Origin of the sequence: Rhizobacter sp. Root1238, assembly GCF_001425825.1 — a bacterium.
Taxonomy (GTDB): Bacteria; Pseudomonadota; Gammaproteobacteria; order Burkholderiales; family Burkholderiaceae_C; genus Rhizobacter.
In genome coordinates this window covers 19,515-39,741 of the sequence record NZ_LMDM01000005.1, presented here as the reverse complement: position 1 = coordinate 39,741, position 20,227 = coordinate 19,515, and the positions used below count along the sequence as shown (strand labels likewise).

The following is a 20,227-nucleotide window of genomic DNA, read 5'->3' as shown; positions in this document are numbered from 1 at the left end:
TAAACTGCACGTAGGCATTTCAGGAGGCTGTCCATGAAGATCGGCGAGTTGGCTGCGTCGTCCTCGACCGCTGTCGAAACCATACGCTTCTACGAGCGAGAGGGTTTGCTGCCTGCACCGCCTCGCTCTCAGGGCAATTTCCGGCAGTATGAGCACGAGCACCTCGAGCGTCTCCAACTCATTCGCTACTGCCGAGGACTGGACATGTCCCTGAACGAAGTCCGAGCATTGCTCCTGGTGAAAGACACCCCCAGCGCGGCATGCTCGGACGTGAACGCATTGTTGGACCAGCACATCCAGCATGTCTCGACCCGGATCAGTGAGCTTCGGCAGCTCGAATCCCAGCTCATCGAACTTCGCCAACGCTGCGGCACGGAGCGGACCGTCGACCAATGCGGTATCTTGGCTGGAATCTCCGAGGCATCTCGGGACCTGTGCGGAATGTCCAGAGAACGCAGCCACCTGCGATCGGTTCACGAGCACTGACGGAGGACTGATGCGGGCGATGGCGTTCACCTCTGCTTGACATTCCCACGGGGGTAACGTTTAGAGTTCGCGAAGATCTCGGTCCTTGGTTGTGATGCAACTGCATTCCGATGGCGTAAGACCGGATCGACTCCCTCGACTTAGACTATGACCATGAAACTGTCCCGCAAGAACCGCATCCTGACGGCGCTCATCGCGCTGTTCAGCATGCTGTTTATGCAGGCGGCAGTGGCGTCGTACACCTGTCCCGGGTTGCCAAGCGGTGGCGACCTGGACAGCATGGTCGTCGATGCGCCGTCGATGGCTGCGATGCCTGGATGTGATCAGCCCGACGCCGGCAACCCTGCCCTATGTCATGCGCATTGCGTAGACGGCAAGTCGTCGCTCGACAAGCCCCAGGCGCCCACGGTCACACCCGCGGTCGTTCTCATTTCGACCATCCTCTTTCCGCTGGAACCGCTCCTTGCCTCGCCGCAACCGGTCGCCGAGCAGCCGCCGTTCCTGCGGCGCACCACGGCACCGCCCATCGCGATTCGGCACTGCTGTTTCCGCATTTGATCTCCTGCCGCTGCGCGCGCTGAGCTGACTCGTCGTCGGCTCGGCCGCAGGCTGCGCTCGCCACCGAGCGCAGCTTCGACCCCACGTCGTTCGCTCGGAGATCTCATGTTTCTTGTCCCACCCCTACGGACCTCGTCCGTCTGGCGCCAGCTCGTCGGCGCATCAGTTGCTTTCGCCCTTGGCCTCGCGGCGCTTCCCGCGCGTGCTGAAGGCGTCTTGACCCTGGACACCGCGCTGCAGCTGGCTCGCGACCGATCCCGGCAGTTGCCGGCTCAGGACGCCGCCGCCGATGCCGCCCGCCAGATGGCGGTCGCCGCCGGGCAGCGTCCGGACCCCACGCTGAAGGCCGGCATCAACAACCTGCCGATCAACGGACCGGACGCGTTCAGCACGACCCGCGACTTCATGACGATGCGCTCCATCGGCGTCATGCAGGAGCTCACGCGAGGCAGCAAGCTGAATGCCCGGGCAGCCCGCTTCGAGCGCGAGGCTGAAGTGGCCGAGGCGAACCGCGCGCTCGCCCTGACCACCCTCCAGCGCGACACGGCGGTGGCGTGGCTGGATCGCTTCCATCAGGAGCGCATGCGCCAGGTGCTCGTCAGCCAGCGCGACGAGGCCAGACTGCAGATCGATGCAGCCGACGCTGCCTATCGTGGCGGTCGCGGCGCCCAGGCCGACGTGTTCGCCGCCCGCGCGGCCGTCGCGCTCATCGAAGACCGCATCGCCCAAAGTGAGCGGCAGGTCGCCACGGCCAAGACACAGCTCGCGCGCTGGATCGGCGCCGCGGCCACCGATCCCTTGTCCGCGGCACCGGCGATGGAGACGGTGAGCTTCCATCCGGACGAACTCGAGACGCGCCTCGCGCACCACCCCGACATCGCGGTCATGGCCAAGCGTGAGGAAGTGGCCCAGGCCGAGGTCGACGTCGCCCGCGCCAACAGGAAGACCGATGCGAGTGTCGAGCTGATGTACAGCCAGCGCGGGCCAGGCTACTCGAACATGGTGTCGGTGAACCTGGCGATTCCCCTCCAGTGGGACCAGAAGAACCGCCAGGACCGCGAAGTCGCGGCCAGGCTGGCCGCACTGGAGCAGGTGCGCGCCGAGCGCGAGGAAGCCACACGCATGCACGTGGCCGAGTTGCTGGCCATGTGGCAGGAATGGCAAGGCAACCGCGAGCGGCTGACCCGCTACGACAGCGCCATCCTCCCGTTGGCCACCGAACGAACGCGCGCCGCTGTCGCTGCCTACCGCGGCAGCACGGGCTCGCTGGCCGCCGTGCTGGAAGCGCGCCGCAACGAGATCGACACGCGCATCGATCGGCTGCGCATCGAGATGGACACGGCACGCCTGTGGGCGCAGTTGAACTACCTCATCCCGGCCGCCCATGACGCCGCAACCACGCCTGCATCACGCTGAACATCCGAAGAAGCACGCCATGAAAACCAGACCCCTTTTGATCTCTCTCGCGATGGCTGCGCTCTTCGGCGCCGGCGGCTACGGCCTCTACGTGCTCGGCATGCAGCGCGGCATGGGCATGAGCGCCGGTGAGGCGACTTCTCCGGCCTCGACTGGCTCCACGGGAGGCACCGTCTCGGGCGGTCCTCCCAGCGCGGCTGAAGGCGAAGAAGCAACCCGGCGCCACATGCAGGCCGGCCTGAAGGCCGGCGACACCGACCCGATGACGGGCAAGAAGATCCTCTACTACCACGACCCCATGGTGCCGGCCAGTAAGTTCGACAAGCCGGGCAAGTCGCCGTTCATGGACATGATGATGTCGCCGGTGTACTCGGACAGCGACAGCGACCAGGGCAAAGTCACCGTCAGCCCGCGTGTCCAACAGAACCTTGGGGTGCGCACGGCCCAGGTCGTCGAGGGCCTGCTGTCACCGCAGGTCTCCGCGGTCGGGAGCATCGCCTTCAACGAGCGCGACCAAGTGATCGTGCAGGCGCGGGCGACCGGGTATGTCGAGAGACTGCATGTCCGGGCGACGCTCGATCGCGTCGGCAAGGGGCAGCCGCTAGCCGAGCTGTACGTGCCGGACTGGATTGCAGCGCAGGAGGAATACCTGTCGGTGCGGCGGATGCAGGGCACGGAGCTGGCGCCGCTGATCGATGGCGCACGCCAGCGCATGCGCCAGGTCGGCATGAGCGACGAGCAGATCCGCCTGGTCGAGAGAACCGGCACGACGCAGCCGCGCACCACGCTGGCAGCCCCCATCGATGGCGTGGTCGTCGAGTTGATGGCGCGGGAAGGCATGACGGTGGTGGCCGGCACGACGCTGTTCCGCATCAACGGCTTGTCGAGCGTGTGGGCGAACGCCGAAGTCCCTGAAAGCCAATCGGCGCTGCTGCGCATCGGCGCCAAGGTGACGGCCAGGAGCCCCGCGGCACCGGGTGAAAGCTTCGAAGGCAAGGTGCAGGCCATCCTGCCAGAGGTGAATGCCTCGACCCGCACGCTGAAGGCACGCATGGAACTCGCGAACCCGAAGAGCCGCCTGGTGCCTGGCATGTTCGTGCAGATGCAGTTCATGGACATGCGCCCGGAGAAGAGCCTGCTGGTGCCCACCGAGGCGGTGATCCAGACCGGCAAGCGCACGGTCGTGATGCTGGCAGAGGAGAACGGCCGCTTCCGACCGGTCGACGTCGAGGCGGGCATCGAGAGTGGTGGCCAGACCGAGATCAAGCGCGGCTTGCAGGCGGGTCAACGGGTGGTCGTGTCGTCGCAGTTCCTGATCGACTCCGAGGCGAGTCTCCGAGGGATCGAGTCGCGCTTGAACGGCGCGCCAGCCAGCCCCGCTGCGAGCGCTGCTGCAGCGGCGGCGAGTGCTCCCAGGCACAGGGCCGAGGCCAAGGTCGAGAGCATCGGCAAGGACGCGTTGACCTTGTCACATGGCCCGATCGAGAGCATGAAGTGGGGACCGATGACGATGGACTTCAAGGTGCCTCCTGGTGGCGTGCCTCGCAACGTCGAGGCAGGCGATCGCGTCAGCTTCGAATTCTTCATCGACTCTGAAGGCTTACCGCAATTGACGACGGTGACCCCCCTCGCGTCCGAACCCAAGGCTGCGAAAGCGCCGACACAGGCGGGGAGCAAGCCATGATCGCCAGGCTCATCCGCTGGTCCATCGCGAACCGCTTCCTGGTGCTGCTCGCGACACTGATGGTCGCCGCATGGGGCATCCACGCGGTGACGAAGACGCCGCTGGACGCGCTGCCGGACCTGTCGGACGTGCAGGTCATCATCCGCACGACCTATCCCGGCCAGGCACCGCGCATCGTCGAGAACCAGGTCACGTACCCGCTGACGACGACGATGTTGTCGGTGCCCGGCGCGAAGACGGTGCGCGGCTACTCGTTCTTCGGCGACTCGTTCGTCCATGTCCTGTTCGAGGACGGTACCGATCCCTACTGGGCGCGGTCCCGGGTGCTCGAGTACCTGAACCAGGTTCAGTCGCGCCTGCCCCCACAGGCCAAGGCATCGCTCGGACCGGATGCGACCGGCGTCGGCTGGATCTACCAGTACGCGCTGGTCGACCGCGGCGGCACCCAGGACGCCGGCCAGCTGCGCGCGCTGCAGGACTGGTTCCTGAAGTACGAACTGAAGACCGTGCCCAACGTGGCCGAGGTCGCCTCGGTCGGCGGCATGGTGCGGCAGTACCAGGTCGTGCTCGACCCGGACAAGCTGGCGGCCTACGGCATCCCGCACACCAGGATCGTCGACGCGATCCAGAAGGCCAACCAGGAGACCGGCGGATCGGTGCTCGAACTCGGCGAAGCCGAGTACATGGTGCGCGCCTCCGGTTACCTGCAAGGGCTGGACGACTTCCGCAAGATCCCGTTGACCACCTCGCAGGCCGGCGTGTCGGTGCGCCTGGGCGACGTCGCGCGCATCCAGGTCGGCCCCGACATGCGCCGCGGCATCGGCGAACTCGACGGTGAAGGCGAAGCCGTCGGCGGCGTGATCGTGATGCGCTCGGGCAAGAACGCGCTGGAGACGATCGCCGCGGTCAAGGACAAGCTCAAGGCGCTGCAGGCCAGCCTGCCCCAGGGCGTCGAAATCGTCCCGACCTACGACCGTTCAAGCCTGATCGAGCGCGCCGTCGAGAACCTCACGCACAAGCTGATCGAAGAATTTGTCGTCGTCGCCGTGGTGTGCTTCATCTTCCTCTTTCACCTGCGCTCGGCCTTCGTCGCGATCGTCTCGCTGCCCCTGGGCATCCTGGCCGCGTTCATCGTGATGCACTACCAGGGCGTCAACGCCAACATCATGTCGCTCGGCGGCATCGCGATCGCGATCGGCGCGATGGTGGATGCGGCGGTCGTGATGATCGAGAACGCGCACAAGCACATCGAGCACTGGCGGCACCAGCACCCCGGCCAGTCCTTGCGGGGCGATGAGCATTGGCGGGTGATCGCCGAATCCGCGGCGGAGGTGGGTCCGGCGCTGTTCTTCTCGCTGCTCATCATCACGCTGTCGTTCATTCCGGTGTTCACGCTGGAGGCCCAGGAGGGGCGGCTCTTCGCGCCGCTCGCCTTCACCAAGACCTATGCGATGGCGGCCGCCGCCGGCCTCTCGGTGACCTTGATCCCGGTGCTGATGGGCTACCTGATCCGCGGCAAGATTCCCGACGAGCAGAGCAACCCGCTGAACCGCCTGCTGATCGCGGTGTACAGGCCCTTGCTCGACGTGGTGCTGCGCCGGCCCAGGCTCACGATCGCGGGCGCCGCCATCGTGCTCGTCATCAGCCTGTGGCCGCTGCAGCACATCGGTGGCGAGTTCATGCCGCGGCTGGACGAAGGCGACCTGCTGTACATGCCCTCGGCGCTGCCGGGCCTGTCAGCCGGCAAGGCGGCCGAGCTGCTGCAGCAGACCGACCGGTTGATCAAGACCGTCCCCGAAGTCGTCAGCGTCCACGGCAAGGCAGGCCGCGCCGAGACCGCCACCGACCCGGCGCCGCTCGAGATGTTCGAGACGACGATCCAGTTCAAGCCGCGCGACCAGTGGCGTGCCGGCATGACGCAGGACAAGCTGGTCGAGGAGCTGGACCGCATCGTGCGCGTCCCCGGTCTCTCGAACATCTGGGTGCCACCGATCCGCAACCGCATCGACATGCTGGCCACCGGCATCAAGAGCCCGGTGGGCGTGAAGGTGGCGGGCACCGACCTGGCGACGATCGACCGGCTGACCGGCGAGATCGAGCGCGTGCTGAAGGACGTGCCCGGTGTCACCAGCGCGTTGGCCGAGCGGCTCACGGGCGGTCGCTATGTCGACGTCAACATCCGGCGCGACGACGCGGCGCGCTTCGGCATGAACATCTCGGACGTGCAATCCGTCATCTCGTCGGCCGTGGGAGGCGAAAACATCGGCGAGACCGTCGAGGGCCTGCAGCGCTTCCCGATCAATGTGCGCTACCCGCGCGAGCTGCGCGACTCGCTGGACAAACTGCGCACGCTGCCGATCGTCAGCGAACGCGGCGCCCGGCTGCTGCTGTCCGATGTGGCCGACATCCGGATCACCGACGGCCCGCCGATGCTGCGCAGCGAGAACGCGCGGCTGTCGGGCTGGGTCTACGTCGACATCCGCGGGCGCGACCTGAGCGGTGCCGTGCAGGACATGCAGCGCGCCGTGATGAAGGAGCTGAAATTGCCGCCGGGCTACTCGATCTCCTGGTCGGGCCAGTTCGAGTTCCTCGAACGCGCCACGGCCAAGCTGAAGATCGTCGTGCCGTTCACGTTGCTGATCATCTTCGTGCTGCTGTACCTCACGTTCAGGCGCTTCGACGAGGCGCTGCTGATCATGGCGGCACTGCCGTTCGCGCTGGTGGGCGGCATCTGGCTGCTGTACCTGCTCAGCTACAACCTGTCCGTGGCCGGGGCGGTGGGCTTCATTGCGCTGGCCGGCGTGTCGGCCGAGTTCGGCGTCATCATGCTGCTGTACCTCCAGCACGCCTGGCAGGATCGCGTCGACGCCGGCCAGACGAGCACGGCCGACCTGCTCGACGCGATCCGCGAAGGCGCGGTGCTGCGCGTGCGGCCGAAGGCGATGACGGTCGCGGTCATCCTCGCCGGCCTGTTGCCGATCATGACGGGCAACGGCACCGGCTCCGAAGTCATGCAGCGCATCGCCGCGCCGATGGTGGGCGGGATGATCACCGCGCCGCTGCTGTCGATGTTCGTGATCCCGGCCGCGTACCTGCTGATGCGGCGCGCGCGTGAACGCAAAGCGGCAGACCCGGCGCCCTGAACGATTCGCCCAACCCACCCGGCGGACGTGACGTCTTCCGTCGGGTCACCGATTTCCCTCAACCGCTCTCACCAGGAGTTTTCAATGATCAAAGTTGCCACCACCCCCATCATTCTCGCCACCATGCTGACGGGATCCGCTGCATTCGCGCAGCAGAAGATGGACGACATGAAAGGCATGGGCGCACCGAAGGCAGCAGCCCCGAGCGCTCAGGTGACACATATGGCCACTGGCGTCGTCAAGAAGGTTGACGTCCAGGCCGGCGTGGTCACCTTGGCGCACGAACCGGTCAAGACCATGAACTGGCCGGCCATGACGATGGGCTTCCAGGTCAAGGACAAGATGCTGTTCGACAAACTCACCATCGGCAAGAAGGTGGACTTCGAGTTCGCTCAGGGCAGCAAGGGCTATGTCGTGACGTCCGTCAAGTAGGCGAAACTTTGGCCACGCTTTCGTCTTTGTGGCGGGTGATCACCGCCCGTGGAGCGCACCCCGGCACCGGCCGCATTCCGGCCTCCGAATTCCCGGCCGGCTGTCCATGCAACCCTGCGCTCATGGCCGCCCCCGCTGACCGACGATGCGATAGACCGTAGACCGTGCCAGCCCGAAGAGCTGCATCAGTTCCTTGATGTTCCGGCCGTTGAACATCTCGCGCACGCGCTCGTCTCGCGCTGACTTGTCCGGCGCCGGCACATAGACATCGTCACCACCGAACCGCGCACGCATGCCCTGCACGATCTCATGCGCGATGGCACTTGCCCATGGTTCCTGGAAGGCCAGGTCATCGCGCAGGATCTCGGTCATGTCGAACACCCATTGCGTGGCGGCATCGGCCTTGATCTCGTGTGCATCGGGAAGGGGTTGCTGCTGGTGCTGGAAGAGGGGTTGGCTCACAGGCGGCTGCTCCAAGAATCGCTGACGATGAAGGTGTTCGGGACGGTGGAACGGACGGCGGGTGGTCGAGCGGTCGGCGGCGCTGGTAGAGGCGGTGCCGCTGCCACTGCGCTCGGTGGTTCAGACGTCTGCACTGGCGCAGGATCGCTCTCCGCATTCGGCGCGGGTACCCCGCCGCCAGCGAACAGGTCGGGCTCCAGCCCGGCTTCAAGCCGCGCCCACAGCTTGTCGCTGAGCGTATGCAACCCCAGCATCTGCGCGCAGAACAGCGCGTATACCGTGCAGTCGAGCTTCTCGTTGCGCTTGCCGGCAGGCTTCAACCAGCGGTGTTCTTCTCCCCTGCCCGTCTTCACCAGCATCCGGCTCTCGGCCGTGAGCTGGTCGTAGAACTCGGCCATCAGCTCGCGCGCGAAGTGCACGTAGCCCGGCCCTGGCTGGCTGACCTGCAGGCGGCCGTACAGCAAGTCCTTCGCGGTGTCGGTGCCTACGTGCCACAGCCGCACGCCCTTGCGGATCGTCTTGCCGCGCTCGTTCACGTCGACCAGCACGCTCGCGCTCTTGATCGGCCGGCCCAGCCGCGTCTCGCCCTTCACCGCGTACAGGTTCTGGTTCGGCCGGTTGCGCACGAAGACGTAGCACTGGTGGGTGAAGTGGNCTCTTGATCGGCCGGCCCAGCCGCGTCTCGCCCTTCACCGCGTACAGGTTCTGGTTCGGCCGGTTGCGCACGAAGACGTAGCACTGGTGGGTGAAGTGACCACCCGTGTCGATGGCGACCGCGTCGGCCGACATCTCGACGCCGCACACGTGCCGATAGGTCGCCTTGATCGCCGGGTCCAGCTTCAGATCCCACTCGCGCTGGTCGGCCGGGTTGCCATAGATGACCAGGTCGTCCACCACCCACATCTCCTCGCCACGGCCGAAGCCCCACACCACCAGTTCCCAGCGGTCGCCCTGCACGTCCACGCCGATCGCCAGCTTGACGGCGCCGCGCGGCACAGCGCGCAGCGGGTGACCGTGCTTGCCGCGCAGCGCCAGTTGGCTAGCGTCAGTCTTCTCCAGCTCTTGCTCGTAGGTCTCCAACGGCGTCCCTTGCGCGGCGTTGCGCTAATGGACGATGCCTCGCGCCATGCCTACCTGGCCAAGGCCCATGAGCAGAGCGGACGCTACATCCGGTACACATCCTCGGAGGCGCGCGAGCATCGCTGCAAGGCAACAGCACTTCGCAAACTGGTGCCGGGGCCTCTACGAGTCTGCGCCGGCTGCAGTCAGGAGTTCCAGCAGCGTTTCGCGTCTGGGCGAGCGCTGTACTGCACTGCCAAGTGCCGCGACCAAATCTACGCAGCCAAGAAGCGGCGGGGCGGCGAGCCAAGGCAGCGCGACGGCTACGGTCGCTACATCTGATCGAACCTGACTTTCCAACAGCCGAGATTTCATGAACGCCATCGCCCCTATGGAGTCGCTCCATGCTGCGCCCACAACCACGCGCGCCGGCCAACTCCACATCCAATCACTCCCCACATCCTTCGACCCGTTCTCGGGCGGATTCCCCGACGCCGCCGCAGCGCAGCGCCAGGCCGACCGCGCTGCTGCCGCACGGCTCACCTATGAGGCGCGCCTCTCGCGAGAGCGCAGGGAACAGGCGCGCACAACGCGCGTCGCTGCATTCGCACGCGAGGAAGGGCGCGCCGAAGCTGCCGCCCAGATTGACGCCCAACGCCGCGCTGGCTTCTGGTCGGGCTGGCGGTGGGGCCTCGTTTGCGGCTTCCCTGTGAGCGGGCTGTTCTTCATTGCCGTGATCTCGGCCGGCGCCCAATGGAAGGGACTCGCATGAAGCCCGGAGACAGCTGGATCCAGGTTCCGCCGCTTCGGGGCTGCGTGCTGTGTCGCTACGGCATGTACGACGCCGCTGGCGACCGCAAATGCATGTGTCCCGACGCGGGCCTTCGTGAGCCCACGTCGGTGGAACTGATGCGCGGTGCGCATGGCCTCTGCGGCCCCGACGCGCGGTACCTCGACTTCGCCGGCCTGCGCAGCTGAAGCCCGCACCGCCCTCGCCCACTCACCAAAGACAACCCATGACCTGGATCACCACCGCCAGCGGCGCCGAGGTCTCGCTGCAGCATCCGCAGCCCGGCTCCATCAACCTGCGCACGATCGCGCACCACCTCAGCCTCATCAACCGCTTCACGGGCGCCACCTGCAGGCCGTACAGCGTCGCCGAGCACTCGCTGCTCGTCTGCAAGATCGTCGAGCGCGAGTTCAACCTCGACGTGCACGGCCAGTTCGCCGCGCTGATGCACGACGCCCACGAGGCCTTCGTCAACGACCTCTCAACGCCGGTGAAAGACGAAGTCGGCGCGACCTGGCACACGCTGGAGAACAGATTCGCACGCGTCATCCGCAATGGCTTCGCGCTCAACGTCGCCAACGCCACGCATGCCAAGGCGATCAAGCAGGCCGACCTGATGGCGCTGGCGACCGAGCGCACCCAGCTGCTGCCGGCGTCCACCACGCCATGGCCGGTACTCGTCGGCGTGCAGCCCGTCACCTGGGTGAACCTGATGTCGCCGGCCTGCCGCGACACACCCTGGAGCGCCTGGCGCAATGCGTTCATCGAGCGCGCCGACTCCCTCGACTTCCAACGCCAACAACACGCGCGCCAACTCGGGCGCTGAGCACCAGTCCCCGACCAAAACCATGAAACCCATCCGCGGCAGCACGCCCAACGGCACGCCCAAGAACCTAGCGCCCCTATACCAGACCAGCATTCGAGACCCAGTGCTGCGCCGCCAGCGCAAGGCACCCATCGTCGCGTCGCGTGTAGCCGGGCATCAATCCGACGTGAAGAACGATTTCGATCTCATCTATTTCGGACCGACGAGCGACTTCGGTCGCCTCAACGGCCACGTCTGGTATCGCATGCGCGGGTCATCACTTTCATCACGTCCAGATGCATGGCGGGTGTGCATGGACGCATGCGGGCGTCAGATCTATCTCGACGCCTACATGGACGATTTCGGAAACCTCGTTGCGACCTCTCAATGATCACTGAGCAACCGACCAGAGTGCGGGCAGTTGGTATTTCGATGAAGCGCGGCTTCACCTACGAACAGGCGATCGCATACGTCGGTGTGAAGCGCCGAACGTTCGACGACGTCTGGAGACCGCGGCTCGTCTGCATGCCCCAAGGCTCGTGCCTCATCTTCGACCTCGAAGACCTGGATCGAGTCTTCGACGAGCTGAAAGCGGAGTTCCAGCAGAAGCACGCTGCACACGCACCGACCGCGACATCCCTCGCATCGCGCGTCGCCTCGACGAGCACACGACAACAAAGACCACACGGAAATCAAGAATGGGAAGAAAAACGACCGGGATCTACCTCGGCGAGAACGGAAGCTGGCAGGTCGATCGCTGGTATGCCACGACTCGACTTCGCCAGCGCGGCTTCGGAAGTTTTGAGGAGGCGGAAGGCTGGCTGATCAAGCGCCTCGAACAACTGCGCGCCACCGAGCTGCACGGAGAGCGTCCAGAGCGCCGGTTCAGCGAAGCCGCCGCGTACTATTTGCTCAAGCATAAGGACAAGGCCTCCATCGTCAGCGAGGCCTATCACCTGCAAAGCGTCATGCCAACGATCGGCGACTTGCCGATCAACCAGGTGCACGACCGCACCCTGGCACCTCACGTGCAGCTGCGCCTCGCCGCCGGCCGGAAGCACAAGACCATCAACCTAGAACTGGGGATCGTTCGCAGGATTTTGAATCTGTGCGCCATGAGCTGGCGTGACGAGAACGGCAACACCTGGCTCGAACAGGCACCCCACATCACCATGCTCCCCCTCGTCGGTCATCAACGCGAGCCGACGCCGATCAGCTGGCATCAGCAGGCCATTCTCTTGCGCCACCTGCCGCCACATCTCGTCCGCATGGCACTCTTCACCCTGAACTGCGGAGTTCGCGATGACGTGGTGTGCAGCCTGAAGTGGGAATGGGAAATCCGCATCCCAGAACTGGGCATCAGCGTGTTTGAAGTGCCCGCGGGGCATGTGAAGGGTCGCAGACGCTCACGCGTGCTGGTTTGCAACTCGGTCGCGCAGTTCATCATCGAATCGGTGCGCGGCCAGCATCCGGAGTACGTGTTCGTCTATCAACGGCTCAAGAAGGACGGCAGCCCCGGCAAGGGAATGCCGCACCCGATCGAAACCATGAACAACACGGCGTGGCAGCGGGCACGGTCTGAAGCCGGCCTCGGGGACCTGCACGTCCATGACCTGAGGCACACCACGGGCATGCGGCTGCGCGAGGCCGGCGTGTCCGAGGCCAGCTGCGCCGACATACTGTGGCACTCCAGCCGCTCGATGACGCATCACTACAGCATGGCCCAGGTCGTGGAGCTGCATGCGGCGCTGGAAAAGATCAAGGAGGATTCGGGGCGCTGGAACAAGAGCCTGGCCACGCTGCGGATGGAGCAAGAGGCAGCGCGCTCGGCGGCCACTCCCCCAAAAGTCCCCCGGCAAGAAAAAACGCCCTAGAGGCGTAAACCTCTAAGGCGTTGAATCATTTCTTGTTTTTTGGTGCGGCTGGCAGGATTCGAACCCACGACCCCTTGGTTCGTAGCCAAGTACTCTATCCAACTGAGCTACAGCCGCTGAGCCTCGCAGTGTAGCACGAGTTTTTCAGTTCTCGGTCAACGTTGCAGCGTGTCGATAGCAATCGGCGGTGCGCTCGACATCGCCCTGCTGCTCCGCCAGGTGCGCGAGCAGCACCCAGGCGTCGCGGCGCGCGGCGAGCGGCAGCTCTTCGGCATCGGCCGCCTGTTGCAGCAGCAGCCGCGCCTTGCCCCACAGTTCGCGCTGCGCCAGCGCGCGGCCCACCGCATGGGCGAGTGCCGGCTCGCGCGGGAACGCCTGCAGCGAGGCCTCGAGCCGCGGCAGCCAGTCGGCGCCGATGCCGTCGATCGATGCGACCAGCGCCTCGGCCAGCGCACAGCGCTCGTCGATGCCCAGTTCGCCGAGCCGCTCCCAGAACGGCCGCAGCGCATTGCGCGCATCGGCCTGCGCGCCGAACTTCGACAGCCGCGTCGCGGTGCGGGCCGCGACGAACGGGTCGCGCCGGTCGACCGCCTCCAGCGACAACCACACCCGCCGCACCTGGTCGGCATCGCGCGCGCCGTCGAGCGACTCGAACGCCAGCGAACGCAGCAGCCCTTGCGCCGCCTCCTTCGAGAAGGCCTGGTGCTTGGCCAGCAGCCGCGCGGTCTTCAGCGCCTCGTGCGGCTGGCGCGCCAGCCGCGTAGCCTGCAGGCGCAGGCGCAGCGCATGCGTGCGGCGGGCCACCCCCGGCGGCAGCTCGCCGAGCAGTTCAAGCGCACGCGCGGCATCGCGGTCGTCGAGCGCCCATTCGGCGGCCAGCAGGCGCGCGCCTTCTTCGGCCGGCCGCGCGAGGCCGCTGCGGCTCGACAGGTCGAGCGCCAGCCGCAGTTGCTCGTCGCGGTGCACCCGGTCCTGCAGCTTGTGCAGGCTGCCGGCGGCCAGCAGGTGGCCCAGCACGGTGAATTCGTTGTCCTGCACCAGGTCGGGCGTGTCGCTCTGGATCAGCAGCGCGCGCTGTGCCGACTTCTGGGCCCGGCTGTAGCGCCCACCGAAGTACTGCGACAGCGCATCGCGCAGCGCCGCCTGCGCGGTGCGGTCGCGGCGCGCGACCCGCCATTCGTGCGCCCTGCGCGGCAACCCGATCAGCGCATTGACCGCCTGGATCACCGCGACCAGCGCGAAGCAGGTCGCCAGCAGCGCGATCAGGAACAAGTTCAGCGAGACGTCGAGCCGCCACGAACCCCAGTAGAACGATGCCAGGCCGTCGTTGGTGCCCAGCACCGACGCGCTGACCACCGCCAGCGCGAACAACAGCACGAACCAGATGACAGCACGCATCGGCAGCCGGTCGCTCAGGTCAACGTCCGGCCGCCGCGGTGGCCAGCGCCGCGAGCGTGTCGTCGGGGCGCGGCAGCACGACCTGGCGCGCGCCGCCCGCCACCTGCTTCACCAGCTCGATCGCCACCGTCGTGCGGCGCGAACTGCGGTCGAAGTAGCGCTCCAGCGCCTGCTGCGCGCTCTGCAGGTCGGTCTGCGCCGCATCGAACTGGCGGCTCAGCACCGCCAGCCGCGCGTTCAGCAGCCGCAGCTTCAGGTTCTCGCGCAGGAAGAAGGCCTGCTCCGGCGCGAGCCACATCGCGTCCGGGTTGTCGACCCGGCTCACGCGCACCAGCGAACGGGTCTCGCCCCAGACGCGGTCGAACAGCGCGCCCAGGCGATCGGACAACTCGGCCAGCCCGCCGCCCACCGGCGTCGGCGCGCCCTGCGCGACCGGCGACGCACTGCGCGCACTGGTGCGGGGTGCCGCGGCAGCCGGCTTCGGCGCTTCGCGCCGCGGCTCGGCCTGCGCCAGCAACGGCAGTTCGTCGACCAGCCGCACCACCTCGTCCACCTTGATCGACAGCCCGCCGATGTCGGCCACGCCGACCGCCTTGACGCGATCGATGTCGCGCGCAATCGCGCGGCGCACGCCGTCGAGCCGCGGCTGGCTGTAGCGGGCGAGGCGCTCGTCGGCCTGCTTCAGCGCGGCCACCAGCGGCTCGGCGCTGCCGGTGATCGCCGCCTGCTGCTGCGCCACGCGCAGGCCGGCGTCGATGTCGACCAGCACGTTCTCGTCGCGCGAACGCGACAGCGACTGGATCAGGTCTTCGAGCTGGCTGCGCTGGATCGCGACCTCGGCCAACTTGGCCTCGAGCAGCGCGACCTTGGCCGCGCTGTCGCGCGCGACCTCCTGGGCCTGGCGCGCCATCATCTGCGCTTCGCCGGACTGCCTGCCGCTGTCCTGCTGGCGGCGCACCAGTTCCTGCTCCAGCGTGCGCACGCGCTGCTGCGCCGACCAGGCCTGCACCAGCGCGATGACGATCAGCAGCACCAGCAGTGCGAGCACCGCCGGCGCGAGCCAGCCGGGCAGGCGGCGCACGGCCACGACCGGCACGGGCGCGGTCTGCACCGGTTCGGCGAGGGCGTTGGGGGAGGAGACGGGGTCGGTCACGATGCGATCGATTGTATGCAGGCCACCACTTCCGCGAGAGACGGCCGGGATTCGAGCACCTGCCCGAGGCCGAGCGCCCGAGCGCGCGCCGCGATCCGCGGGTGCGTGGCCAGCGCACGGCCAGCGGCCCAGCCGGCCGACGGCGCCAGGGCTTCCAGGTGGTCGACCGCTTCGGAACTGCTGAAGAACCACAGGTGCCGCGCCGGCCGCTCGAGCGCGGCCTGCAGCAGCGCACGGCCGGCGTCGTCGAGCCGCGGCGCGCTGCGGCCGTAGGCGCACACCAGCGACACCGCGGCGCCCTGCTCGCGCAGCCGGTCGGCGATCCAGTCGCGCCCGCTGGTGCCGCGCACCACCAGCACGCGGCGGCCCGACCAGTCCTGCGTGCGCAGTTGCGCCCACAGCGCCTCGGAATCGAACTGCGCCGCATCAGTTGACGGCTCGACCACCTGCGCCACGCCCAGCGCGCGCAGCATGCGCGTCGTGCCGGGGCCGGGCGAAGCGGCCTGCAGCGCGGTGGGCCAGGTGGCGCCGGCAGGGCGATGCGCAAAGAACTGCTCGGCCGCATTCGGGCTCACGAACATCACCAGGCCAACGTCGGCCAGCCGATGCCAGGTGGCGTGCAGCTCGGCGGGATCGTCGACCGGCCGGATGTCGATCAGCGGCAGCGCCTGCGCATCGATCCCGGCCGCGCGCAGCCCGTCGACCCACTCGCGCGCCTGGGCCGCAGGCCGCGTGACGAGCACGCGCAGCGCGGCGTCGACGTCAGCCGGCACCGAGGTAGGCATCGGCACCCGCGGCACGCAGTTGCGCCGCGGCAAGCTCGCCGAGCGCGCGCGCCGAGCGGTCGTCGGCCACCGTGGCGGCGGCCACCGTGTGCAGCAGCGGGCGCGCCGGGTCGTCGACATGCCCGAGCGCCGCGGTGATGCGCAGCTGCGCGCCGTCCCACACCGCATGCGCGGCCAGCGGCATGCTGCAGCTGCCGCCCAGCGAGCGCGACACCGCGCGCTCCGCCTGCGCGACCCACCACGTCGGCCGGTCGCTCAGTTGCGCCAGCAGCTCGCGCAGCGCCGGCTGGTCGCTGCGGATCTCGATGCCGAGCGCGCCCTGCCCGGCCGCCGGAATCATCTCGTCGACCGCGAACACCGAACGGATGCGCTGCGCGAGGCCCAGCCGCTTCAGCCCGGCCGCAGCCAGCACGATCGCGTCGTACTGGGCGTCGTCGAGCTTGCGCAGCCGGGTGTCGAGATTGCCGCGCAACGGCTCGATGCGCAGGTCGGGCCGGCTCGCGAGCAGTTGCGACACCCGCCGCAGGCTGGAAGTGCCGACACAGGCGCCCTGCGGCAGCTCGGCCAGCGTCGCGAAGCGGTTCGAGACGAAGGCATCGCGCGGGTCCTCGCGCTCCAGCACCGCGGCCAGCTCGAAGCCGTCCGGCAGGTCCATCGGCACGTCCTTCAACGAATGCACCGCGAGGTGCGCGCGGCCGTCTTCGAGCGCCGCTTCCAGTTCCTTGACGAACAGGCCCTTGCCGCCCACCTTCGACAACGTGCGGTCGAGGATCTGGTCGCCGCGGGTCGTCATGCCCAGCAGTTCGACGCGCAGCCCGAAGCGTCGTTGCAGCAGGTCGCGCACATGTTCGGCCTGCCAGAGGGCGAGGCGGCTTTCGCGCGTGGCGATGACGAGGGGGTCGGGCAAGGCCGATGACTGCAGGGAAGACATCGGCAAATGCTATCAGGCCCGTCTCTTGCCTGACGGCAGGGCCGATCCCCGCGGCCGCGCTGATACCATCGCGGTTCGTAACCAAGTTACAGCCTCGACGAGGCCCTGAGGACAAAGATGCCACGCGCCACACCTGCCCCCAAGCCCGCCGTCCGCAAGCCCGCTCCCTCCACCGGAGCGCGCAAGTCCGCCTCGAAGGCGGCCCCCGACGTCACCCGCCGGAACGCTGCCGAGGCCGCCGACAAGAACCGCCCGCTGGTCGACGACATCCGCCTGCTCGGCCGCATCCTCGGCGACGTGATCCGCGAGCAGGAAGGCCAGGGCGCGTTCGACCTGATCGAGCGCATCCGGCAACTGTCGGTGGCGTACCGGCTGAAGCGCGACGCGCAGGCCGGCAAGACCTTCGACCGCCTGCTGAAGAGCCTGAGCGGCGACCAGACGGTCAGCGTGATCCGCGCCTTCAGCTACTTCTCGCACCTGGCCAACATCGCCGAAGACCGCCACCACGTGCGCCGGCGCGAGCACCACGAGCGCCAGGGCCACCTGCAGGAAGGCTCGCTCGCGATGAGCTTCGAGCGGCTGGCCGAGGCCGACGTGCGCGCCGCCGACATCGCCGGCGTGCTGCAGCGCGCCTTCATCTCGCCGGTGCTGACGGCCCACCCGACCGAGGTGCAGCGCAAGAGCATCCTCGACGCCGAGCGCGCCATTGCCGAGCTGGTCGGCCAGCGCGACGAACTGCGCAGCGCGCGCGAGTTGGCCGACAACGAGGCGCTGCTGCGCGCCCGCGTCACGCAGCTGTGGCAGACGCGCATGCTGCGCTACACCAAGCTGACGGTGGCCGACGAGATCGAGAACGCGCTCAGCTACTACCAGGCGACCTTCTTGCGCCAGATCCCGAAGCTCTACCAGGAAATCGAGGAAGCGCTGCCCGGCCACCCGGTCGCACCGTTCTTCCGCATGGGCAACTGGATCGGCGGCGACCGCGACGGCAACCCGAACGTCAGCGCCGAGACGCTGCAGATGGCGCTGCGCCGGCAGAGCGAGACGGTGCTGCGCTTCTACCTGACCGAGGTGCACGAGCTGGGGGCCGAGCTGTCGATCTCGGCCACGCTCGCGCCGGTGACGCCCGCGATGCAGGCGCTGGCCGAGCGCTCGCCCGACCACAACGCGCACCGCGAAGACGAGCCCTATCGCCGCGCGCTGATCGGCATGTATGCGCGGCTGGCCGCAACGCTGCAGGCCTTCACCGGCACCGAGGCATTGCGCCACGCGGTGGCGCCGCAGGACCCGTACCGGCGCAGCGACGATTTCCTCGCCGACCTGCAGGTGATCGAGGCCTCGCTGCGCTCGCACCATGCCGACGCGCTGATCGCGCCGCGGCTGCGCCCGCTGATGCGCGCGGTGCAGGTGTTCGGCTTCCACCTGGCCACCGTCGACCTGCGCCAGAGCTCGGACAAGCACGAGGCGGTGGTCGCGGAGCTGCTGAAGACCGCGAAGATCGAGGCCGACTACAGCGCACTCGACGAGCCGGCGCGCCGCATGCTGCTGGTGAAGCTGCTGAACGACGCGCGCCCGCTGCGCGTGCACGGCGCGGCGTATTCGGAGCACAGCATCGGCGAGCTGGCGATCTTCGAGGCGGCGCTGAAGATGCTGGACCGCTACGGCCGCGAGGCGCTGCGCCACTACATCATCTCGCACACCGAAGACGTCAGCGACCTGCTGGAGGTGCTGTTGCTGCAGAAGGAAACCGGGCTGATGACCGGCACGCTCGACGACGGCGCCGTGTGCCAGCTGATCGTCTCGCCGCTGTTCGAGACCATCGGCGACCTGCGCAATGCCGAGCCGATCATGCGTGACTACTACGCGCTGCCAGGCGTCGCCGACCTGATCAAGCGATCGGGCCAGGAGCAGGACGTGATGCTCGGCTACAGCGACAGCAACAAGGACGGCGGCTCGTTCACCAGCAACTGGGAGCTGTACCGCACCGAGATCGCGCTGGTGGCGTTGTTCGCATCGCTGGGCGAAAAGCACGGCATCACGCTGCGCCTGTTCCACGGCCGCGGCGGCACCGTGGGGCGAGGCGGCGGCCCGAGCTACCAGGCGATCCTGGCGCAGCCGCCGGGCACGGTGAACGGCCAGATCCGGCTGACCGAGCAGGGCGAGGTGATCTCGTCGAAGTACGCGCACCCGGAGATCGGCCGGCGCAACCTCGAGACGCTGGTGGCCGCGACGCTGGAGGCCACGCTGCTGCACCCGACCAAGAGCGCGCCGAAGAGCTTCCTGGACGCGGCCGCAGCGATCAGCGAGGCCAGCATGGCGGCCTACCGCAAGCTGGTCTACGAGACCCCGGGCTTCACCGACTACTTCTTCTCGGCCACGCCGATCCGCGAGATCGCCGAGCTGAACATCGGCTCSCGCCCCGCTTCGCGCAAGGCGACGCGGGCGATCGAGGACCTGCGCGCGATCCCGTGGAGCTTCAGCTGGGGCCAGTGCCGCGTCGCGCTGCCCGGCTGGTGCGGTTTCGGCTCGGCGATCGAGAGCTTCCTCGGCAAGTCGCCGGCCGAGCGCAAGGAGAGGCTGGTGCTGCTGCAGCGCATGCACAAGCAGTGGCCGTTCTTCCGCACGCTGCTGTCGAACCTGGACATGGTGCTGGCCAAGAGCGACCTGGGCATCGCCGAGCGCTATGTCGACCTGGTCGAGGACCGGAAGCTGGGCCGGAAGATCTTCGGGCTGATCCAGGCCGAATGGCAGCGCACCAGCGACGCGGTGTCGCTGATCACCGCCGAGAAGCAGCGGCTCGCGTCGAACCCGTCGCTCGCGCGCTCGATCGAGCACCGCTTCCCGTACCTCGATCCGCTGAACCACCTGCAGGTCGAGCTGATGCGGCGCTACCGCCAGCGCCGCGAGGGCGACCCCGCGAACGAGCGGGTGCAGCGCGGGATCCACATCTCGATCAACGGGGTGGCGGCGGGGTTGCGGAACACGGGTTGAATCGGCGGAATTCGCGATTCGCGAATAGCGAACAGGGCTTCCTCGTCACACGCGCTCACTTCCCGAGAAACAGCACACAACGCCGTTCGCCCTGAGCCTGTCGAAGGGCCCGCTCATCCTGAGCTTGTCGAAGGACCTGAGCCTGTCGAAGGGCCCGATCATCCTGAGCTTGTCGAAGGACCTGAGCCTGTCGAAGGGTTGCGTCCGAAGCGTGCCGGCCTTCGACAAGCTCAGTCCGAACGGTTTCTTTGTGCCCCGCT

18 protein-coding genes, 1 tRNA gene and 1 pseudogene are annotated in these 20,227 nt (G+C 67.7%); 12 read left to right on the top strand and 8 right to left on the bottom strand.

The features are described 5' to 3' along the window. Positions 1-33 precede the first annotated feature (33 nt). From cadR to ASC98_RS05610, 6 genes are all read left to right on the top strand, one after another. Positions 34-486, top strand: coding sequence for a Cd(II)/Pb(II)-responsive transcriptional regulator (cadR, locus tag ASC98_RS05635; RefSeq protein WP_056812882.1), 453 nt, complete (start codon positions 34-36; stop codon positions 484-486). Positions 487-639: 153 nt separating this feature from the next. Beyond that, the gene (locus ASC98_RS05630) at positions 640-1,044 is read left to right on the top strand and encodes a hypothetical protein (RefSeq protein WP_157597769.1); all 405 of its coding nucleotides are present in this window, start codon (positions 640-642) and stop codon (positions 1,042-1,044) included. Positions 1,045-1,260: 216 nt separating this feature from the next. Beyond that, positions 1,261-2,460 carry a TolC family protein gene (locus ASC98_RS05625; protein ID WP_235581183.1) on the top strand — a complete coding sequence of 400 codons (1,200 nt, stop codon included), beginning with the start codon at positions 1,261-1,263 and terminating at the stop codon, positions 2,458-2,460. A 19-nt stretch (positions 2,461-2,479) separates the two neighbouring features. Further along, entirely contained in the window at positions 2,480-4,144 is a 1,665-nt protein-coding gene (locus ASC98_RS05620; protein WP_056812892.1) for an efflux RND transporter periplasmic adaptor subunit, read from the top strand. Next, entirely contained in the window at positions 4,141-7,287 is a 3,147-nt protein-coding gene (locus ASC98_RS05615) for an efflux RND transporter permease subunit (protein WP_056812895.1), read from the top strand. The genes ASC98_RS05620 and ASC98_RS05615 overlap by 4 nt, the downstream gene beginning before the upstream one ends. An 84-nt stretch (positions 7,288-7,371) precedes the next feature. Continuing rightward, positions 7,372-7,719 carry a copper-binding protein gene (locus tag ASC98_RS05610; RefSeq protein WP_056812898.1) on the top strand — a complete coding sequence of 116 codons (348 nt, stop codon included), beginning with the start codon at positions 7,372-7,374 and terminating at the stop codon, positions 7,717-7,719. Positions 7,720-7,839: 120 nt separating this feature from the next. Here ASC98_RS05610 and ASC98_RS05605 read toward each other — a convergent pair whose 3' ends face one another. From ASC98_RS05605 to ASC98_RS32295, 3 genes and pseudogenes are all read right to left on the bottom strand, one after another. Beyond that, positions 7,840-8,181: a Mor transcription activator family protein gene (locus ASC98_RS05605; protein ID WP_056812900.1), complete on the bottom strand. Its 342-nt coding sequence runs from the start codon at positions 8,179-8,181 to the stop codon at positions 7,840-7,842. Then, positions 8,178-8,835 (bottom strand): annotated as a pseudogene (locus tag ASC98_RS32300) (terminase gpA endonuclease subunit); the annotation flags it as partial. The gene ASC98_RS05605 and the pseudogene ASC98_RS32300, both read right to left, overlap by 4 nt. A 1-nt stretch (position 8,836) precedes the next feature. After that, positions 8,837-9,261, bottom strand: a 425-nt coding sequence (locus ASC98_RS32295; RefSeq protein ID WP_369821157.1) for a terminase gpA endonuclease subunit, incomplete at its 3' end; no start/stop codon positions are given. Positions 9,262-9,613: 352 nt separating this feature from the next. On the opposite strand from ASC98_RS32295, the gene ASC98_RS05590 reads away from it, so the two are divergent. The 5 genes from ASC98_RS05590 (at position 9,614) to ASC98_RS05575 (ending at position 12,709) form a co-directional block, all read left to right on the top strand. Further along, a complete protein-coding gene (locus ASC98_RS05590) occupies positions 9,614-10,012 on the top strand; it encodes a hypothetical protein (protein WP_056812909.1) in 399 nt (132 codons plus the stop codon). Beyond that, positions 10,009-10,218, top strand: coding sequence for a hypothetical protein (locus tag ASC98_RS05585; protein WP_056812912.1), 210 nt, complete (start codon positions 10,009-10,011; stop codon positions 10,216-10,218). The genes ASC98_RS05590 and ASC98_RS05585 overlap by 4 nt, the downstream gene beginning before the upstream one ends. Positions 10,219-10,256: 38 nt before the next feature. Next, a complete protein-coding gene (locus ASC98_RS05580) occupies positions 10,257-10,856 on the top strand; it encodes a hypothetical protein (RefSeq protein ID WP_056812915.1) in 600 nt (199 codons plus the stop codon). Positions 10,857-10,878: 22 nt separating this feature from the next. Then, positions 10,879-11,226, top strand: coding sequence for a hypothetical protein (locus tag ASC98_RS30095; RefSeq protein ID WP_157597767.1), 348 nt, complete (start codon positions 10,879-10,881; stop codon positions 11,224-11,226). 307 nt (positions 11,227-11,533) lie between these two features. Continuing rightward, positions 11,534-12,709 carry a site-specific integrase gene (locus ASC98_RS05575; protein ID WP_056812919.1) on the top strand — a complete coding sequence of 392 codons (1,176 nt, stop codon included), beginning with the start codon at positions 11,534-11,536 and terminating at the stop codon, positions 12,707-12,709. A 40-nt stretch (positions 12,710-12,749) separates the two neighbouring features. On the opposite strand, the gene ASC98_RS05570 is transcribed toward ASC98_RS05575, so the two are convergent. The 5 genes from ASC98_RS05570 to hemC all read right to left on the bottom strand — a co-directional run bounded on the left by ASC98_RS05570 (position 12,750) and on the right by hemC (position 16,976). Further along, a tRNA-Arg gene (locus ASC98_RS05570) sits at positions 12,750-12,826 on the bottom strand. Between the two features lie 27 nt (positions 12,827-12,853). Further along, positions 12,854-14,107, bottom strand: coding sequence for a heme biosynthesis HemY N-terminal domain-containing protein (locus ASC98_RS05565; protein ID WP_056812922.1), 1,254 nt, complete (start codon positions 14,105-14,107; stop codon positions 12,854-12,856). Between the two features lie 19 nt (positions 14,108-14,126). Next, a complete protein-coding gene (locus ASC98_RS05560; protein WP_082541706.1) occupies positions 14,127-15,260 on the bottom strand; it encodes a uroporphyrinogen-III C-methyltransferase in 1,134 nt (377 codons plus the stop codon). Continuing rightward, positions 15,257-16,045: a uroporphyrinogen-III synthase gene (locus ASC98_RS05555; protein ID WP_200952975.1), complete on the bottom strand. Its 789-nt coding sequence runs from the start codon at positions 16,043-16,045 to the stop codon at positions 15,257-15,259. Before ASC98_RS05555 ends, ASC98_RS05560 begins: the two co-directional genes overlap by 4 nt. Then, positions 16,023-16,976, bottom strand: a complete 954-nt coding sequence (hemC, locus tag ASC98_RS05550; protein ID WP_056812925.1) for a hydroxymethylbilane synthase — start codon at positions 16,974-16,976, stop codon at positions 16,023-16,025. The genes ASC98_RS05555 and hemC overlap by 23 nt, the downstream gene beginning before the upstream one ends. A gap of 117 nt (positions 16,977-17,093) precedes the next feature. Here hemC and ppc point away from each other — a divergent pair, with 117 nt between their 5' ends. Continuing rightward, positions 17,094-19,967, top strand: a complete 2,874-nt coding sequence (gene ppc, locus ASC98_RS05545) for a phosphoenolpyruvate carboxylase (RefSeq protein WP_056819721.1) — start codon at positions 17,094-17,096, stop codon at positions 19,965-19,967. The last annotated feature ends 260 nt before the right edge of the window (positions 19,968-20,227 follow it).

What these genes read in the sequence shown, in the direction of transcription:
- cadR (WP_056812882.1), top strand. Translation starts at nt 34, where the DNA reads ATGAAGATCGGCGAGTTGGCTGCGTCGTCCTCGACCGCTGTCGAAACC.
- ASC98_RS05630 (WP_157597769.1), top strand. Translation starts at nt 640, where the DNA reads ATGAAACTGTCCCGCAAGAACCGCATCCTGACGGCGCTCATCGCGCTG.
- ASC98_RS05620 (WP_056812892.1), top strand. Translation starts at nt 2,480, where the DNA reads ATGAAAACCAGACCCCTTTTGATCTCTCTCGCGATGGCTGCGCTCTTC.
- ASC98_RS05615 (WP_056812895.1), top strand. Translation starts at nt 4,141, where the DNA reads ATGATCGCCAGGCTCATCCGCTGGTCCATCGCGAACCGCTTCCTGGTG.
- ASC98_RS05610 (WP_056812898.1), top strand. Translation starts at nt 7,372, where the DNA reads ATGATCAAAGTTGCCACCACCCCCATCATTCTCGCCACCATGCTGACG.
- ASC98_RS05590 (WP_056812909.1), top strand. Translation starts at nt 9,614, where the DNA reads ATGAACGCCATCGCCCCTATGGAGTCGCTCCATGCTGCGCCCACAACC.
- ASC98_RS05585 (WP_056812912.1), top strand. Translation starts at nt 10,009, where the DNA reads ATGAAGCCCGGAGACAGCTGGATCCAGGTTCCGCCGCTTCGGGGCTGC.
- ASC98_RS05580 (WP_056812915.1), top strand. Translation starts at nt 10,257, where the DNA reads ATGACCTGGATCACCACCGCCAGCGGCGCCGAGGTCTCGCTGCAGCAT.
- ASC98_RS30095 (WP_157597767.1), top strand. Translation starts at nt 10,879, where the DNA reads ATGAAACCCATCCGCGGCAGCACGCCCAACGGCACGCCCAAGAACCTA.
- ASC98_RS05575 (WP_056812919.1), top strand. Translation starts at nt 11,534, where the DNA reads ATGGGAAGAAAAACGACCGGGATCTACCTCGGCGAGAACGGAAGCTGG.
- ASC98_RS05565 (WP_056812922.1), bottom strand. Translation starts at nt 14,107, where the DNA reads ATGCGTGCTGTCATCTGGTTCGTGCTGTTGTTCGCGCTGGCGGTGGTC.
- ASC98_RS05555 (WP_200952975.1), bottom strand. Translation starts at nt 16,045, where the DNA reads ATGCCTACCTCGGTGCCGGCTGACGTCGACGCCGCGCTGCGCGTGCTC.
- hemC (WP_056812925.1), bottom strand. Translation starts at nt 16,976, where the DNA reads ATGTCTTCCCTGCAGTCATCGGCCTTGCCCGACCCCCTCGTCATCGCC.